The organism is Streptomyces himalayensis subsp. himalayensis, from assembly GCF_013778455.1.
GTDB classification, from domain to species: Bacteria; Actinomycetota; Actinomycetes; order Streptomycetales; family Streptomycetaceae; genus Streptomyces; species Streptomyces himalayensis.
Genome location: NZ_JACEHE010000003.1, coordinates 90,255 through 106,443 on the forward strand (window position 1 = coordinate 90,255; position 16,189 = coordinate 106,443).

The following is a 16,189-nucleotide window of genomic DNA, read 5'->3' on the forward strand; positions in this document are numbered from 1 at the left end:
CTCGTACGTTAACCTACCAAACACTTGTTAGGGAAGGAGGGCGGATGTCCGCTGCCCGCACCACGTCCACGGCGCCTGTCCGATACGAACGCCACGGCCCCGTCGCAGTCGTCACGATGGACCGGCCCGCTTACCGCAACGCCCAGAACTCCGCGATGACATACGCCCTGGATCAGGCCTTCTACCGCGCGGCCGACGACGACGAGGTCAAGGTCGTCGTGCTCGCCGGGGCGGGGAAGCACTTCTCCGCCGGGCACGACATCGGGACGCCCGAACGGGACGCGCATCTGCCGTTCGACCGCAGGGCCGTGCTCTGGTGGGACCACTCGGACAAGCAGGGCGCGGAAAGCCGCTTCGCCCGCGAGTCCGAGGTCTACCTGGGCATGTGCCGCCGCTGGCGCGAACTGCCCAAGCCCGTGATCGCCTCCGTGCAGGGCGCGTGCGTCGCCGGCGGCCTGATGCTCGCCTGGGTGTGCGACCTGATCGTCGCCTCCGATGACGCCTTCTTCGCCGACCCCGTGGTGCGCATGGGCATCCCCGGAGTCGAGTACTTCGCCCACCCGTGGGTGATGCCGCCGCGCATCGCGAAGGAGTTCCTGTACACGGGCGACCGGATGAGCGCACAGCGCGCCTACGAGGTCGGAATGGTCAACCGGGTCGTGCCCCGCGCCGAACTCACGGAGCACACCGTGGAATTGGCGGGCCGGATAGCCGAGATGCCCCGCATGGGGCTGGCCCTGACCAAACGCGCCGTCAACCAGGCGGAGGACCTGCAGGGGCTGCACACCGGTATGGACTCCGTCTTCGGGCTGCACCACCTGGCGCACGCGCACAACGCGGAGACGGCGAAGGACTCGCTCGGCGGCATGGACGTCCGCGCGATGAAGAAGGCCGGTGCGAAGGAGGCCTCCGCCTGATGGACCTCGACTTCACGGCGGCACAGGACGCCTTCCGCGCCGAGGCCCGCGACTGGCTCGCCGCCCACGTCCCCGCCGCTCCCCTGCCATCCCTGGAGACCGCCGAGGGCTTCGCGGCACACCGGGACTGGGAGCGCACGCTGTTCGCTGACCGCTGGTCGGTGGTCTCCTGGCCCGAGGAATACGGTGGCCGGGGCGCCTCGATCCTGGAGTGGCTGATCTTCGAGGAGGAGTACTACGCGGCGGGCGCGCCCGGGCGTGTCAGCCAGAACGGCATCCATCTCCTCGCCCCCACCTTGTTCGAGCACGGCACCGACGAGCAGCGCGCCCGCATCCTGCCGCAGATGGCGAGCGGCGAGGTGATCTGGGCCCAGGCCTGGTCCGAGCCGGAATCGGGCTCGGACCTCGCGTCGCTGCGGTCCACCGCCGTACGGGCCGACGGCGGCTGGCGCTTGAGCGGGCAGAAGACATGGTCATCCCGAGCCGCCTTCGCCGACCGCGCCTTCGGCCTCTTCCGCAGCGACCCGGACGCCGGCAGGCCGCACCAGGGCCTGACGTATGTGATGTTCCCTCTCGACGCGGACGGCGTGACCGTACGGCCCATCGGGCGGCTCGACGGCAAGCCCGCCTTCGCCGAACTGTTCCTCGACGACGTCTTCGTCCCCGACGAGGAGGTCATCGGCGAGCCGGGCCAGGGCTGGCGGGTCGCGATGAGCACGGCGGGAAACGAGCGCGGGCTGACCCTGCGCAGCCCGGGACGCTTCATGGCCGCCGCGGACCGGCTGACCGCTCTGTGGCGCGCGCAGGCGGATGCTGCCGACAGCGCCGTGCGCGACCGGGTGGCCGACGCGGTGATCGGCGTCCGCGCCTACCAGCTGTTCACCTACGCCAACGCCTCGCGGATCGCCGCGGGAGGTTCGATCGGGGCCGAGTCGAGCCTGAACAAGGTCTTCTGGTCGGAACTGGACATCGCCCTGCACGAGACCGCCCTGGACCTGCTCGGCCCGTACGGCGAACTCTCCGACGACGCGGACGAGGCGCCCGAGCACGGGAGTTGGGCCGAGGGGTACACCTTCTCCCTCGCCGGTCCCATCTACGCCGGCACCAACGAGATCCAGCGCGACATCATCGCCGAGCGCCTGCTCGGCCTCCCGAAGGGACGCCGGTGATGCGGTTCCTCCTCGACGACGAACAGCGGGAGTTCGCCCGCACCCTGGACGGCATGCTGACGGCGGCCGACACCCCCGCAGTCGTACGCGCCTGGGCGTCCGGGGACACCACTCCCGGCCGTGCCCTGTGGGCGCGACTGGCGGAGACCGGGGTCTTCGCCCTCGCCGTCCCGGAGGAGCACGACGGCCTGGGCGCACTGCCGGTCGAACTGGCCGTCGCCTTCACCGAACTGGGCCGCCATGCCGTACCCGGCCCGGTGGTGGAGACCGTGGCCGCGGCGGTCTTCCTGGAGCGCCTCGGCGACGAGGCCCCGGCCGCCGCCTGGCTGCCCGGCATCGCCTCCGGCAAGACCGCCGCCTCCCTGTGCCTGCTCTCCCCCGGGAGCCCCTACAGCCCGTACAGCCCCTACGCCCTGGACGCCGACACCGCCGACGCGGTCTTCGTGGTGGACGGCGACACCGTACGCCTGGCGGAGTCGACCGGCCCTCTCCAACCGTCCGCCGACCCGGCGCGACGGCTGTCCCGGCCGCTCGGCGGCACCGTCCTGGCGAAGGGGCCCGAGGTGGCTGCCGCCGCCGCGCACGCGGCCGATGCCGCCGCTCTGGCCACTGCGGCCCAGGCCCTCGGGCTGGGCCGCGCCCTGCTGGCGCAGACGGTTGAATACGCCAAGCAGCGCACCCAGTTCGGAGTGGCCATCGGCTCGTTCCAGGCAGTGAAACACCGTCTGGCGGACGTGTTGATCGCCTTGGAGTTCGCCCAGCCCCTGATCCACGCGGCAGCACTGGCCCTCGCGGCGGGAGACTCGTCCTCCGGCCGGCAGATCGCCGCGGCGAAGGTGAGCGCGTGCGAGGCCGCGTACACCGCAGCGCGCACGGCCCTGCAACTCCACGGAGCCCTCGGCTACACCGAGGAGCTGAACCTCTCCCTGTGGATCCGCAAGGCCCGTGCACTGCGGTACGCCTGGGGCACGCCTGCGGCCTGCCGCGCCCGCGTCCTGGGAAGTGAGAGCGATGGGCGGCCGTACGAGCCCGACCGAGCCACACAGAAAGGAGCAGACGGGTGAGACTGACGGAGGAACAGGAAGAACTGCGGTCCGCCGTACGGTCACTGCTCACGCGCCACGAGGGCGCGGCAGCCTGGCGGCCCCTGACCGAGCAGATCGGCATCGCGGGGCTCGCCGTTCCGGAAGAGTACGGCGGGGCGGGATGCGGAGCCCGGGAAGTCCACGTCGTCATGGAGGAGTTGGGGCGAGAGCTGAGCCCGGTGCCCTACCTCGGCTCCGCGGTGCTCGCCGTGCAGGCGCTGCTCGCCTCGGGCGACGAGACGGCGTGCGCGGAACTGCTGCCGCGGCTCGCCGAGGGCAGAGCGGTGGGGGCACTGGCATGGGCCGAGCACGCTTCCTGGGACCCGGCGGCGATCCGGGCCGATGCCGAGCCCGCCCCCGGCCCCGGCGGGGTCTGGCGGATCACGGGGGCCAAGGAGCACGTGCTGGACGGTGCCAGGGCCGAGGTGCTGCTGGTGGCGGCCAGGACCGGTGCGGGGACAGCACTCTTCCACGTGGCCGTGGACAAGCCAGGAGTGCACCGCGAGGCGACGGGCACGATGGACCAGACGCGGGCGCAGGCGCGCGTGGTGCTGGACGGGGCCGCGGGCCGTCTCATCGGCGAGGAGGGCGACGGCGACCGGGTGTTGCGGCACGTCCTGGACCTGGCCTGCATCGCGCTCGCCGCCGAGCAGGTCGGCGCGGCCGAGCGCTGCCTGGAGCTCACGGTCGCCTACGCCAAGGACCGCGTGCAGTTCGGCCGGCCCATCGGCTCCTTCCAGGCCGTCAAGCACCGGCTCGCGGACGCGTACGTGCTGGTGGAGTCGGCGCGCTCGGCCGCGCTCGGCGCGGCCTTCGCCGCCGCCGAGGGCTCACCGGAGCTGACGCGCTCCGCAGTCATCGCCAAGTCCGCCTGCTCGGAGGCCTTTTCGACGGTGGCGGGCGAGATGATCCAGCTGCACGGCGGCATCGGGATCACCTGGGAGCACGACGCCCACCGCTACTTCAAGCGCGCACACGGCTCGGGCCGGCTCTTCGGCCCGCCGGCGTGGCACCGTGGCCGCCTGGCAGCAGACCTGGGCCTGACCGCGGCCTGACCGCGGCCTGCCGGAGCAAAGCCCGGCGCGGGCGCGGTGCTCTCCGCGCTGGTCCTCGTCGCCCTCGCCGCGCCGCTGCTCACGGCGCTCAGCGGCCAGGACTCGTACACCTACCACGACGAGCTGGTCGACTCCGCGAGCGGCGGTGCGCCGAAGGGTTCGTTCGGCGGTGTCAGCGGCGAGCACTGGCTGGGGATCGAGCCGGGCACCGGCCGTGATCTGTTCGCCCGGCTGGTGTACGGAGCACGGGTGTCGCTGCTCGTGGCGGCGGGGGCGACGCTGCTGCAGGTGGTGATCGGCGTGAGCGTGGGCCTGGCCGCGGCGCTCGGCAGCAGGTGGGCGGACCAGGTCCTCAGCCGGGTCACCGATGTGATGGTGGCGCTGCCGATGCTGGTCCTCGCCATCGCGCTGACCACCGTCGTACCCGACGACTTTCCGCGCCCGCTGCTGCTCATCCTGGTCATGGGCATCCTCAACTGGGGCGGCACATCGCGGGTCGTACGGGCCCAGACCCTGACCCTGCGCCGCCTCGACTTCGTCGCGGCGGCCCGGCTGGGCGGCTCGGGTCCCTTGCGCGTGGTCCGGCGGGAGCTTCTGCCGTCGCTCGCGGCGCCCGTCATCACCTACGCGTCGATCCTGCTCCCGTCGAACATCGTGCTGGAGGCGTCGCTGTCGTTCCTCGGCATCGGTGTGAAGCCGCCCACGCCCTCGTGGGGCCAGATGCTGTCGACGGCGACCACCTGGTTCCGTGCCGACCCCATGTATGTCCTGCTGCCGTCCGTGCTGCTGTTCGCCACCGTCCTCGCCTTCACCGTCCTCGGCGACGCGGTACGCACCGCACTCGACCCGCGCGAGGCCAGCCGTCTGCGGGTGGGCACCCGCAAGGAGAAGACCCGTGACTGACCGTTTCCCCGGCGTGCGCTTCGCGGCGAAGCGCCTGCTGGGTGCCGTACTGGTGCTGCTGGTGCTGTCCGCCGCCCTGTACGCGCTCTTCTATCTCGTCCCCGGTGACCCCGCCCAGCTGGCGTGCGGGGAGCGGTGCAGTCCGGCCCAGGTGGCGCAGGTACGCGGGCAGCTGGGACTCGACGAGCCGGCGTTCGCCCAGTATCTGCACTTCCTGCAGGGCCTGTTCGCGGGACGCGACTACTCGGCGGGCACCTCGCTGCAGCACTGCGCCGCACCCTGCCTGGGCCTGTCCCACCAGAACGACCAGCAGGTCACCACGCTGATCCTGGCAGGACTGCCGGCCACCGCCTCGCTCGCCTTCGGTGCGATGGTGGTGTGGCTGGCGCTGGGGGTCGGCACGGGTCTGCTGTCCGCGCTGCGCCGCGGCGGGGCGACCGAGCGCGTACTGACCGTCCTCACGCTGGCGGGGACCGGCACCCCGGTCTTCATCCTGGGTCTGCTGCTGCTCATGGCCGTGTGCGCCTATCTGCAGTGGCTGCCGTTCCCGTCGTACGTGCCGCTGTCCCAGGACCCCGAGCAGTGGGCCTGGAACATGCTGCTGCCCTGGTTGACGCTGGGCCTCTTCGAGAGCGCGAAGTATGCCCGGCTCACCCGCTCCTCCACTCTCGAGGTCCTCGCGGAGGACCACATCCGCACCTTCCGCGCGTACGGCGTGAGTGAACGCGCCGTCGTCACCCGGCACGCACTGCGCGGTGCGCTGCCTCCGGTGATCGCCCTGAGCGCCCTGGACCTGGGGTCGATGATGGGCGGCGCGATGCTCACCGAGCAGCTCTTCGGCATCCCGGGCCTGGGCCGGCTCCTCATCGAGAGTGTCCGCTCCGTCGACCTGCCGGTGGTCGTCGGCGTGGTCCTTGTCATCGGGACCGCCGTGGTGCTCGCCAACGCCCTCGCGGATGTCCTCTACGCGCTGGCCGACCGAAGGGTGGTCCTGTCATGACACCGGAGCAGCCGACGGGTTCGGCGGCGGAGGCGGACCCCGCGCCGGCGGAGTCGCTGATCGACGTCCAAGGGCTGACCGTCGACTTCCCCACGGGCGAGGAGACCGTACGCGCGGTCGACGACCTCTCCTTCCGGCTCACCGCGGGGCAGGCACTCGGCATCGTGGGTGAGTCCGGTTCCGGCAAGAGCACGGTTGCCGCGGCGCTGCTGGGCCTTCACCGCGGCACCGGAGCACGCCTGACCGGCACCGTACGGGTCGGTGGAATCGACGTGGGGACCGCATCCGTACGGGAATTGCACCGCCTGCGCGGCGGCACCGCCGCCATGGTCTTCCAGGACCCGCTGTCATCCCTCGACCCGTACATGGCCATCGGCGACCAGATCGCCGAGGTCCACCGGACACACGCGCCGCACGTCTCCCGGCGGTCGGCGCGCGAGCGGGCGGTGGCGGTGCTGGACCGGGTCGGCATCCCGGACGCGGCGCGTCGCTCCCGGTCGCGTCCGCACGAGTTCAGCGGCGGCATGCGGCAGCGCGCCCTGATCGCGATGGCGCTCGCCTGCGATCCGCGGGTGCTGGTGGCCGACGAACCGACCACCGCACTGGACGTGACGGTCCAGGCGCAGATCCTCGACTTGCTGCACGACCTGCGCACCGAGACCGGCATGGGCCTTGTCCTGGTCTCCCACGACCTGGGTGTGGTGGCGGGCAGCGTGGAGGACATGCTGGTGATGCGCGGCGGGCGCGCCGTCGAGCGCGGCCCGGTCGGCACGGTCCTCAGTGCCCCGCAGCGGCCGTACACCCGTGAGCTGCTGGCAGCTGTGCCGCGGGTGGAGACCCGGCGCGTCCCAGTCGCCTCCACCGCCGTTCCCTCGTCCGCATCCGGTGGGGACGTCCTGCTGGAAGCAGTGGAGGTGCGCAGGGAGTTCGGGCGCAGGAAGGACCGTACGGTCGCCGTGGACGGTGTGTCGCTGACCGTCGCGCAGGGCGAGACCCTCGGCGTCGTCGGCGAGTCGGGCAGCGGCAAGACCACGCTGGGCCGGATGCTGGTCCGCCTGCTGGAGCCGAGCGGTGGCTCCGTCCGGTACGGAGGGCGCGAGTTGACCGGTATCCACAGCGACCTGCAGATGGTGTTCCAGGACCCGGTCTCCTCGCTGAACCCGCGCCGCAGCATCGGCGAGTCCGTCGCCGACCCGCTGCGCGCCGCCGGAACCCTCACCGACGCGGAGATCACACGGCGCGCGCGGGAACTTCTGGAGCGCGTCGGGCTCGACCCGCGGTGGTACCACCGCTATCCGCACGAGTTCAGCGGCGGTCAGCGCCAGCGCGTCGGCATCGCCCGCGCCCTCGCACCCGGACCGAAGCTCGTCGTGTGCGACGAGCCGGTCTCCGCACTCGACGTCACCACCCAGGCACAGGTCCTGGACCTCCTGGCAGAGCTTCAACGCGACCTCGGGCTCGCGCTGGTGCTGATCGCCCACGACCTCGCGGTGGTGCGTCACGCCAGCGACCGGGTGGTGGTCATGCGCCAGGGCACCGTCGTCGAGGAGGGCCCGGCGGACACGGTCTACGACGCCCCGCAGAACCCCTACACCAAGGCTCTGCTGGCAGCCGTCCCGGTGCTCGATCCGGCGGAGGCGGCCCTGCGACGTGCGGCCCGCAGAAGCGCCGACAGTGGGGTACTCAGGGCGGCTGCCCGATAGCCGGCCCGGTGCCTGTCCGCCGTGGCGCCCGGTCGTTGCCCGGGCGCCACGGCGGATCTGGGGGGAAGGCCGGTCGTTGCCCGGGCCGTCACGGCGGGTCTGGCCGGGGAGGGTCATGGCCGGGCAGGCACCCTGGTCAGGGGGGTCGGGGGACCGCTCTGAGCGCTGTCGGTCCGGCGACCTGCCCGGCAGGAGCGCTCAGTGGTTCGCGAGCTCTCCGAGCAGCTTCCAGGTGCGGCGTCGGTCGGCCTCACCACCCAGTTCCGTCGCAGTGAACACCACCTCCGTCGCCCCCGCCTCGCGGTAGCGGCGCACCTCGGCGGCGACGGTCTCCTCGTCACCGATCACGGCCAGGTCGGCGGCCCGAGTGCCGCCGGAGAGCCCGATGACACGCTCGTAAGAAGGAATCTGTTCGTAGAACGCAAGGGTCTCGGTCGCGGTCTCGCGCACGGCCTCGGCGTCAGCGGTGACCACGCCGGGGACGAGCGCCACGATCCGGGGTGCCGGTCGGCCCGCCGCCGCGGCTGCGGCGGTGACGGCCGGGACGATGTGCTCGGCGAGGGCACGCGGGCCGGCCAGGTACGGAAGGACACCGTCGGCGAGTTCGCCGGTGACGCGCAGTGCCTGCGGTCCCATGGCGGCGACCAGGAGCGGCACGGGCGGTTCGGCGCCCGGCACCGCAGCCGGCAGCGGTGTGGTGGCGGTCAGCAGCTCGCCGTGGAAGTCGGCACTGCCCGTTTCGAGCAGTTGGCGCAGGGCGGTGAGGAACTCCCGGAGCCGGGCGATGGGGCGTTCGAACGGGATGCCGAAGGCGTCCTCGGTCAGGAACTTGGTGCCGAGTGCGAGCCCGAGGTGGTAGCGGCCGTCGGTGGCGGCCTGGGCTGTCTGGGCCTGGCTCGAGATCAGCAGAGGATGGCGGCCGAAGACGGGGATCGCGGAGGTCCCGACATGCAGGCCGGGTACCTCGCGGCCGACGATCGCGGCAAGCGACGGGGAGTCGTACGCGAAGGTCTGACCGAACCACGCAGAGCGCAGTCCGGCCTCGTGGGCCTCCCGCGCGAGCTGCACAATGCCGTCGATCCGTTGAGAGGCCGGGTTGATCGCTACTCCGATGGTCATACCCAGGGCAACCGGCACGTTCACGCCCGGCATTCCAGCTTGCGTGTGACAACCTCATGGCGGCCTCGTAACGGGGCCATCGTTGCCATGACGGGGCGCCGACCGGTCAGAGCACGTTGGCGAGGGACGCGGATCACGACGGGGCTGCGGAGGCCCCGGTCGCGTTGCCGATCGCCGCGATCACGTCCGCGCGCCGAGGCTGCCCGGAAGCCCTGCCGACGACCCGGCCGTGCGGGTCGAGCACGAGCACGGTGGGTGTGCGCAGGATCTGCAGCCGCCTGACCAGCTCAAGCCGGTCCTCCGCGTCGATCTCCACATGCGCAGCGCCCGGCACCGTCCCGACGATCTCCGTCAGCAACCGACGTGTCGCCCGGCAGGGCGAGCAGAAGGCGGTGGAGAACTGAACCAGCGTCACCCGCTCCCCCAGCTCGGCCCCGAGCTCGGCCGCCGACAAACGCACGGCACCATCGCCGGGCCGCTCCCGGACCCTGCCGTTGCGCGGCGCCCGCACCAGCCCGAAGACGCTCGCCAGAACGAGCACCGCGACACACACCACCAACCCGGTCATAGGACCAGTCTCCATCACTCTCGAGCCCTCCGAACCGTCTCAACCCTCTGAACCCTCTGAACCCAGCGAACCGTAGGCGCCGACCGGCCATCGACCACTCGGTACCGCACGGCTACCATGACGGCCATGGACTCCCCTCCCCGGCCGCTGCGGCTGACCACCCGTCGCGTGGTCGACCTCTGCCGGGTCACAGCCTGCCGCTGTCGCTGACGCCTGTGTCGGCCCGATCGCCTTCCCCCCTTTCTCCCGGAGTCCCTCGCATGCAGATCGACCCGCGCGGCCCCCGCTTCGCCGCCGTGCTCACCACACTTGTCCTCATCGCGGTATTGATCACCGGCAGCGGCGGCCTGCTTGCCGTACAGACCGTGGTCTTCGCACTCGGGGCGTTCGCGGGCCTGCAGTACTCCCCGTACGGCTGGCTGTACCGGGTCGCCGTCCGGCCCAGGCTCGCCCCGCCGCGCGAGCTGGAGGACGTCCGGCCGCCGCGCTTCGCGCAGGGTGTCGGTTTCGGCTTCGGTCTGATCGGCACGGTCGGCTACTTTGCCGGCGTCGAGTGGCTCGGCCTGTCCGCGACCGCGCTCGCCCTTGCCGCGGCCTTCCTCAACGCGGCCTTCGGCTACTGCCTCGGCTGCGAGATGTACCTGATCATCCGCCGCTTCCGAAGCGCCTGAGCAAGCGGCACGGGCGGAAGGCCGATCACACGCCCCCGCCCCGGACTTCAGGCGGTCGCCGCGTCCCGCGTGACGGCCGCCAGTTCGGTGCGCAGGACGGCGAACCCTGGATCCCCGCGCAAGGCGGCCACATCGGTCGTCGCCTCGCGCGGGAGCGGGACCGGCACCTCGTCGATCACGCGTCCCGGGCCTGCCGCCATCACCACGACGCGGGAGCCGAGCAGGACGGCCTCCTCCGCGGAGTGCGTGACGAACAGGACGGTCGTGCCGGTGACGGCCGCCAGTGTCCTGACCTCCTCCTGGAGGCGTTCGCGGGTCAGCGCGTCCAGTGCGGCGAACGGCTCGTCCATCAGCAGGATCTGCGGTTCGGCGGCCAGCGCCCGCGCGATGGCCACTCGCTGCTGCTGTCCGCCCGACAGCTCCCAGGTGCGGCGCCGGGCCATGCCGGACAGGCCGACCAGGGACAGCAACTCCTCCGTACGGGCTGCTCGTTCGGTTCGTACGACGCCGTGACGTGCCAATGCGAAGGAGAGGTTGCCGCCCACGGTGCGCCAGGGGAACAGGCGCGGCTGCTGGAAGACGACGCCGACCTTCCGGCGTACCTTCACCGTCCCGCCTGCGGGCTGCTGGAAGCCCGCCACCAGGCGGAGCAGTGTCGTCTTGCCGCAGCCGGACGGGCCGACCAGCACCACGAACTCACCGCGGTCCACGGTCAGAGACACGTCGGCGACCGCCGTCACAGGGGCCTTGGCCGTGCCGTAGCGGACGCTGATGCCCGACAGTTCGATGTCGGACGCGGGCGCGGTGGTCTCAGCGGGCGATGTGGCCTCAGTCGGCGACACGGGACAGCTCCTTCACCGCGAGGGCCTTGTCGAAGACCGACTGGTCCGGCACCGCGTCGATGGCCTTCTGGTCCTTGAGGAAGACGGCCGCGTCGTGCAGGTTCTCGGCGAGTGCGCCGGGCGCGCCGGGCTTGCCGAGGTAGTCGGCTCCCTGCTGCTGCTTCGCTGTGAGCAGCACGAGTTGGGCGAGCTGCTTCTTGGCGTCCTGCGGGCTGAGGTTCAGCTCGGCGCCGATGGCGGCGGCCGCCTTGTCGGGGTTGCTCCTGGTCAGCTTGACCGCCTGGTCCTCCGCCTTGAGCCAGGCGTCCACGATCTTCGGGTGCTTGGCCGCGAACGCGTCGGTGACCACGCCGAGGTCTGCGGTCGGCTTGCCCTGCTCGGCGATCTCACGGCTGGTGACGAGGACCGTGCCGTCCCTCTCCAGCTCGGTGAGCGTCGGCGTCCACACGTATGCGGCGTCGATGTCGCCGCGCTGCCAGGCTGCGAGTGCGTCCTGCGGCTGGAGGTCGACGAGCGTCACATCGGAGGCCTTGAGACCGGCCGATTCCAGTGCCGCGAGGAGGGAGTAGTGGGAGGTGGATCCGAAGGGCGTGGCGATCTTCTTGCCCTTGAGGCCCTTGGCGGACGTGATGCCCTTCTTCGCGACGAGGGCCTCGTTCTCGCCGATCAGGTCGTGGATCCACAGGACCTTGTACGGGATGTTCAGCGGCGCCGACAGCCCCTTGGTTACCGGGCTGGAGCCGGCCAGGCCGAGATCCACCGATCCCGCGATCACCGCCGTGTTGACGTCGCCGCCCGAGTCGAACTTCACCCACTTCACGTCGACGTCCGGGAGCGCCTTCTCCAGGAGGCGCTGGTTCTTCACCACCAGATCGGCGTTGGGTATCGCCTGGTAGGCGATGCGTACCTGCGTCTTGCCACCACCGGTGGTGGCATCGGCGCCGTCGCCGCAGGCGGTCGCGGTCAGCGCGACCAGGGCGGTGGCGGAGGCGAGGAGAACGGCGCGGCGGGGGGATGAGGGCATGACGGTTCCTTCGTAGGGAGACATGGAGCGGGTCGGCGGTGGCAATGCGCCCCGGGTAACGAGGAAGGGGCAAGAAGACGCAGGAGGTGAGCGGGCGCAGGGCTTCAGACGCGGCCCCGCCACGGCACCGCCACCCGCTCCACGCCTTTGAACAGCGCGTCGAGGACGATCCCGGAGAGGCCGATGGCGATGATCCCGGCGATGACGACGTCGGTCTGGTTGTAGCGCTGGGCGTCACGGATCATGCCTCCGATGCCGGGCACGCCGTTGACCGTCTCGGCCGCGACGACCGAGGTGTACGCGATTCCGACGGCGATCCGCACACCGGTGAGGATCTCCGGCAGGGCGGCAGGCAGGCGTACGGACAGCAGTAGCGACACGGGCCCGGCGCCCAGCGCCCGCGCTGCCTCCACCAGGTCGGCCGGCACCCCGCGGACCGCCGCAGCGGTGGCCGCCGCGATGGGCGGGAGTGCGGCGATGACGAGCAGCCAGATCTTCGGGGACTCGTCGATGCCGAACCAGATGACCAGCAGGGAGAGATACGCCAGCGGAGGCAGCGTACGCAGGAAGGTGACGGCCGGCTCCAGGACCACGGCGAGTGGCTTCACCACGCCGATCAGCAGGCCCAGGGGAATGCCGACGAGGGCCGCGTAGCCGGTGCCGATGCCGATCCGGCGCAGCGAGACCGCCAGGTGCTCGACGAGCAGGTGGTTGCTGAATCCGCGCACCCCGTCGTGGACGGTCGACGCCTTGACGAAGGCGTGCCACACGTCCCCGGGGGACGGGACGAGGACGCGCGGCCAGACGCCTGCCGCGACCACGGCCTGCCAGACGGCGAGGAGCACGGCGAGGGCGAGGAGCCGCAGCGCAGTCCAGCGCAGCGCGGCCGCTCCCGCCCACGTGCGCCGCCCCGTGTGCGGTGCTGCCGTCGTCGGCGCGGGCTCGGTGCCCTGTTCGGTGTCCTTGAGCAGAGTCACGCTGCCGCCTCCGTGAGGGCCAGCAGCCGGGGAGCCACCTCTTCGCCGACCCGGTAGGCCTCTTCGAGGTGCGGATAGCCGGACAGGATGAACTCGTCGATGCCGAGCTGCCTGTACTCGAAGAGCCGCTGGGCGACCTCGTCGTGCGAGCCGACCAACGCGGTGCCGGCGCCTTCGCGGACGAGGCCGATGCCCGCCCACAGGTTGGGTGCGACGGTCAGGTTCTCGGCCGAACCGCCATGCAGGGCGGTCATCCGTGCCTGCCCGGTGGAGTCCATGCGGGCGAAGCGCTCCTGGGAGGCGCGGACCGCCCCGGGATCGAACCCGGCGAGGATGCGGTCGGCCTCCGACCACGCCTCGGCGGCGGTGTCGCGGGTGATGACGTGCAGCCGGAGGCCGAAGCGCAGGGTGCGGCCCAGCTGTGCGGCCTTGGCCTGCACCCTGGCGATGCGCTCGGCGAGCGCGGCCGGGGGTTCGCCCCACAGCAGCTGCACCGCGGCGTGGCGCGCCGCGACCTCCTCGGCGGCCGGGGACGCGCCGCCGAAGTAGAGGGGGACGTACGACTCCACAGCGGGCGCGTCCAGGCGTGCACCCTCCACGCGCACATGTCGGCCCACGAATTCGACGGGTTTGCCGTCGAGCAACTCGCGTACCACGTGCATGATTTCACTGGTCCTGACGTATCGCTCGTCCTTGGGCAGATGATCGCCGTACGCCCTCTGCTCGGCCGGATCCCCGCCGGTGACCACGTTCAGTGCGATGCGATCGCCGAACAGGCGGCGGAACGTGTCCGCCTGCTGCGCAAGCAGCGTCGGCTGGACGAGCCCGGCACGGAAAGCGACGAGGAAACCGATCCGCTCGGTGACCGCGGCGACGGCCGGGGTCAGCACCCAGGGATCCACGCAGCCCAGGCCCACCGGAGTCAGCAGCTTGGCGAAGCCCGACCGTTCGGCCGCGCGGGCGACCTGGGCGAGATAGCCGAGGTCGGCGCCGCGTCGGGTGGCGGTGGTGGTGCGGCCCTGAACTGCGGTGACACCGCCGGGATCGCGGCCGTCACCGCCGGTGGGCAGGAACCAATGCAGTACGGGGGCAGGGGAGGTCATGCTGGGGCACCTCGGAGGAGAGCGGACACGGGGCAGTCGGCCGCGCAACACGCGCGATGCGGCCGGCCAGCCCGGAAGTCCGGGGCTGAGGATGAGTCGCTGAGAGAGAATCAGGGGCGGCGACGACCGAGACGACGAACGATGCCGTCAGCGGTGTGAAGGGGTGCGGAGGCTCGGTTGAGCGCTCAGCAACAGGCCGCGCGACAGAGCGAGGTGGCCCGACACAGCATCCCCGAGACACGCAGAAGGTCCACGTGGCGGCGGGAGACGAGGGCGGGGTTCATGCGTGCATCCTGACCGGGCCTCGTGTCGACAACAAGTCGAGTCCGCCATGTGGACTCTGAGATCTTGGATTATGGGACCGTCTATCGGCAACCGACTCTGCCCGGTCGTACGCGAACCGCCTCCGACCTGCAGCAGAAGGATGATGCCGTGCGCCTGAGCGAAAGGGCGGCAGGCGCACGGCGTCTTCACCGGATGTCGTCAGGCTGCTGGCTGCTGCACCGGCTCCACCCCGATGACCTTGCGGTAGACGCGGGCGCCGTCGCCGTAGTCGTCCACGGCGTAGTGCCAGGTCGCACGGTTGTCCCAGAGCACGAAGTCACCGGGGTTCCAGCCGAAGCGGATCGTGTAGTCGGGTGACGAAGCGTGCCTGAGCAGGTGCTCGAGCAGCACCTTGCCCTCCTGTGCCGTGACGCCCGTCAGACCGATCGCCGAGGTGCTGATGAACAGTCCCTTCCGGCCCGTCTCGGGGTGCTTGAGAACGACCGGATGCTCGACGGTCTCCTCGACCGCGACACGCTTGCTGCCCTGTGCGTAGTTCTCCGCATTGGCGTCGTAGACCGCACTCACCGATTCGAGGAGCTCTTTGAACGGCTCGGACAGATCGTCGTACGCAGCCTGCAGATCGGCCCACAGGGTGTGTCCGCCCAGCTCGGGCACGACTTCGTAGGTCAGCGACTCGATCGCGAAGACGGGCTTCCGCCACAGCCCGCCGATGTGCCAGGTGCTGGCCTTGCCGGTCTGCTGGACGTTGTACGGATAGACCAGCGGATTGACGGGATCCTTCACCGCGGTCGGGTGGTCGAAGGGCTCCGCGAAGATGCGTACGGCCGCGACGTGCTGATCCGGTGTGAGGTGCTGGTCGCGGAACACCAGCACCTTGTGCTCCCGGAACGCCCGGCGCAGTTCCTCGGCGGTTCGGTCGTCGACGCCGGCCGTCAGGTCGATGCCGGTCACCTCCGCACCGAACCGCGGACCTGCCCGCCGTATCTCGTAGCTCGCGACAGTGGTGGTCATGGCTGTCCCTCTCAGTGTTGCCGTACACGAATGACGCAGGGGCGGTCGCCTCACACAGAACGGGGAGGCGACGTCAGGAGCGTCGACACGTGGACGTGTCGACGCGCGCCAGATCCACGTACAACCTGCGGTACAGCGCTGGAGAGCTCACCTCACCATGTCTAGCAGGCAGTTGAGGAATGGATCGTTGCAGCTGCATGAAATTCCCTCGGGCCGCCGCCCATGGGGAAGTGAGGGAAGCGAGTCAGAAGCCCACGCTTTCGCGGACAAGGACCACCACGCCACGCTCGGGGAAGGCTTCGCGCTCCACGATCAGGATCTTGCCGATGAACGACGTCTGGCCGTAGTTCTCCTGCAGTCGGCGCCATTCCTTCGGCAGGCTGTAGTCCCGGATGCGGCGGAGCCCGGTCGCCACGTCCGGGACGATCTTCTGGGCGCCGACCACCCAGATCGCCGTGGTGCATCCCGTCGTGCCACCCCGTGTCGACTACGACCTCACGCCACTCGGACGGACGCTGCTCGAGACGGTGCGCAGCCTGCTCGACTGGGCCCTGGACCACATCGACGACATCGACGAGGCGCGGAAGGCGTATGACGCACGCTCCTGAGCAGGTAAGAGGCCGCCGCACATGATCGTCTCGAATACTGACGGTGCGTTGACTCCTCCGAGCCACCCGTGCTTGCATCGTCGCATGCCGCGCCAGTTGTTGACCTGCCGCCGCTGCGTCGATCTGGTACGTGTCGCAGCCGCGCT

The 16,189-nt window shown here is 71.1% G+C and carries 18 protein-coding genes; 9 read left to right on the forward strand and 9 right to left on the reverse strand.

What is annotated here, in order from left to right:
• Window positions 1-44 precede the first annotated feature (44 nt).
• The 7 genes from H1D24_RS06835 to H1D24_RS06865 are packed head-to-tail and all read left to right on the forward strand — an operon-like array spanning window position 45 to window position 7,832.
• Window positions 45-917, forward strand: a complete 873-nt coding sequence (locus H1D24_RS06835) for an enoyl-CoA hydratase (protein WP_181656487.1) — start codon at window positions 45-47, stop codon at window positions 915-917.
• Window positions 917-2,086: an acyl-CoA dehydrogenase family protein gene (locus H1D24_RS06840; RefSeq protein ID WP_181656488.1), complete on the forward strand. Its 1,170-nt coding sequence runs from the start codon at window positions 917-919 to the stop codon at window positions 2,084-2,086. Before H1D24_RS06835 ends, H1D24_RS06840 begins: the two co-directional genes overlap by 1 nt.
• Window positions 2,086-3,150: an acyl-CoA dehydrogenase family protein gene (locus H1D24_RS06845; protein WP_181656489.1), complete on the forward strand. Its 1,065-nt coding sequence runs from the start codon at window positions 2,086-2,088 to the stop codon at window positions 3,148-3,150. The genes H1D24_RS06840 and H1D24_RS06845 overlap by 1 nt, the downstream gene beginning before the upstream one ends.
• On the forward strand, window positions 3,147-4,226 hold the full coding sequence (locus H1D24_RS06850; RefSeq protein WP_181656490.1) for an acyl-CoA dehydrogenase family protein: 1,080 nt from the start codon (window positions 3,147-3,149) through the stop codon (window positions 4,224-4,226). The genes H1D24_RS06845 and H1D24_RS06850 overlap by 4 nt, the downstream gene beginning before the upstream one ends.
• 36 nt (window positions 4,227-4,262) lie before the next feature.
• On the forward strand, window positions 4,263-5,129 hold the full coding sequence (locus H1D24_RS06855; RefSeq protein WP_309484226.1) for an ABC transporter permease: 867 nt from the start codon (window positions 4,263-4,265) through the stop codon (window positions 5,127-5,129).
• Window positions 5,122-6,129 carry an ABC transporter permease gene (locus tag H1D24_RS06860; protein WP_309484227.1) on the forward strand — a complete coding sequence of 336 codons (1,008 nt, stop codon included), beginning with the start codon at window positions 5,122-5,124 and terminating at the stop codon, window positions 6,127-6,129. The genes H1D24_RS06855 and H1D24_RS06860 overlap by 8 nt, the downstream gene beginning before the upstream one ends.
• Window positions 6,126-7,832, forward strand: a complete 1,707-nt coding sequence (locus H1D24_RS06865) for a dipeptide ABC transporter ATP-binding protein (RefSeq protein WP_181656492.1) — start codon at window positions 6,126-6,128, stop codon at window positions 7,830-7,832. Before H1D24_RS06860 ends, H1D24_RS06865 begins: the two co-directional genes overlap by 4 nt.
• A 198-nt stretch (window positions 7,833-8,030) precedes the next feature.
• Here the strand turns inward: H1D24_RS06865 and H1D24_RS06870 are convergent, their stop codons facing one another.
• Complete coding sequence (locus tag H1D24_RS06870; protein WP_181656741.1) at window positions 8,031-8,951, reverse strand: LLM class F420-dependent oxidoreductase; 921 nt, start codon at window positions 8,949-8,951, stop codon at window positions 8,031-8,033.
• A 133-nt stretch (window positions 8,952-9,084) separates the two neighbouring features.
• Window positions 9,085-9,519: a TlpA family protein disulfide reductase gene (locus tag H1D24_RS06875; RefSeq protein ID WP_181656493.1), complete on the reverse strand. Its 435-nt coding sequence runs from the start codon at window positions 9,517-9,519 to the stop codon at window positions 9,085-9,087.
• A 260-nt stretch (window positions 9,520-9,779) separates the two neighbouring features.
• On the opposite strand from H1D24_RS06875, the gene H1D24_RS06880 reads away from it, so the two are divergent.
• Window positions 9,780-10,190, forward strand: a complete 411-nt coding sequence (locus H1D24_RS06880; RefSeq protein WP_181656494.1) for a DUF4395 domain-containing protein — start codon at window positions 9,780-9,782, stop codon at window positions 10,188-10,190.
• 47 nt (window positions 10,191-10,237) lie between these two features.
• On the opposite strand, the gene H1D24_RS06885 is transcribed toward H1D24_RS06880, so the two are convergent.
• From H1D24_RS06885 to H1D24_RS06910, 7 genes are all read right to left on the reverse strand, one after another.
• Window positions 10,238-11,032: an ABC transporter ATP-binding protein gene (locus tag H1D24_RS06885; protein WP_181656495.1), complete on the reverse strand. Its 795-nt coding sequence runs from the start codon at window positions 11,030-11,032 to the stop codon at window positions 10,238-10,240.
• A complete protein-coding gene (locus H1D24_RS06890) occupies window positions 11,019-12,056 on the reverse strand; it encodes a taurine ABC transporter substrate-binding protein (protein WP_181656496.1) in 1,038 nt (345 codons plus the stop codon). Before H1D24_RS06890 ends, H1D24_RS06885 begins: the two co-directional genes overlap by 14 nt.
• A gap of 104 nt (window positions 12,057-12,160) precedes the next feature.
• Complete coding sequence (locus H1D24_RS06895) at window positions 12,161-13,033, reverse strand: ABC transporter permease (protein ID WP_374064175.1); 873 nt, start codon at window positions 13,031-13,033, stop codon at window positions 12,161-12,163.
• Window positions 13,030-14,136, reverse strand: coding sequence for an LLM class flavin-dependent oxidoreductase (locus H1D24_RS06900; RefSeq protein WP_181656497.1), 1,107 nt, complete (start codon window positions 14,134-14,136; stop codon window positions 13,030-13,032). Before H1D24_RS06900 ends, H1D24_RS06895 begins: the two co-directional genes overlap by 4 nt.
• Window positions 14,137-14,321: 185 nt before the next feature.
• Complete coding sequence (locus tag H1D24_RS43970; RefSeq protein WP_374064176.1) at window positions 14,322-14,420, reverse strand: putative leader peptide; 99 nt, start codon at window positions 14,418-14,420, stop codon at window positions 14,322-14,324.
• A 199-nt stretch (window positions 14,421-14,619) separates the two neighbouring features.
• The gene (locus H1D24_RS06905) at window positions 14,620-15,435 is read right to left on the reverse strand and encodes a TauD/TfdA dioxygenase family protein (protein ID WP_181656498.1); all 816 of its coding nucleotides are present in this window, start codon (window positions 15,433-15,435) and stop codon (window positions 14,620-14,622) included.
• A 244-nt stretch (window positions 15,436-15,679) separates the two neighbouring features.
• Window positions 15,680-15,880, reverse strand: a complete 201-nt coding sequence (locus H1D24_RS06910) for a hypothetical protein (protein ID WP_309484228.1) — start codon at window positions 15,878-15,880, stop codon at window positions 15,680-15,682.
• A gap of 10 nt (window positions 15,881-15,890) precedes the next feature.
• Between H1D24_RS06910 and H1D24_RS06915 the strand changes: the two genes are divergently transcribed.
• Window positions 15,891-16,043, forward strand: a complete 153-nt coding sequence (locus H1D24_RS06915; RefSeq protein WP_309484229.1) for a winged helix-turn-helix transcriptional regulator — start codon at window positions 15,891-15,893, stop codon at window positions 16,041-16,043.
• Window positions 16,044-16,189: the final 146 nt, after the last annotated feature.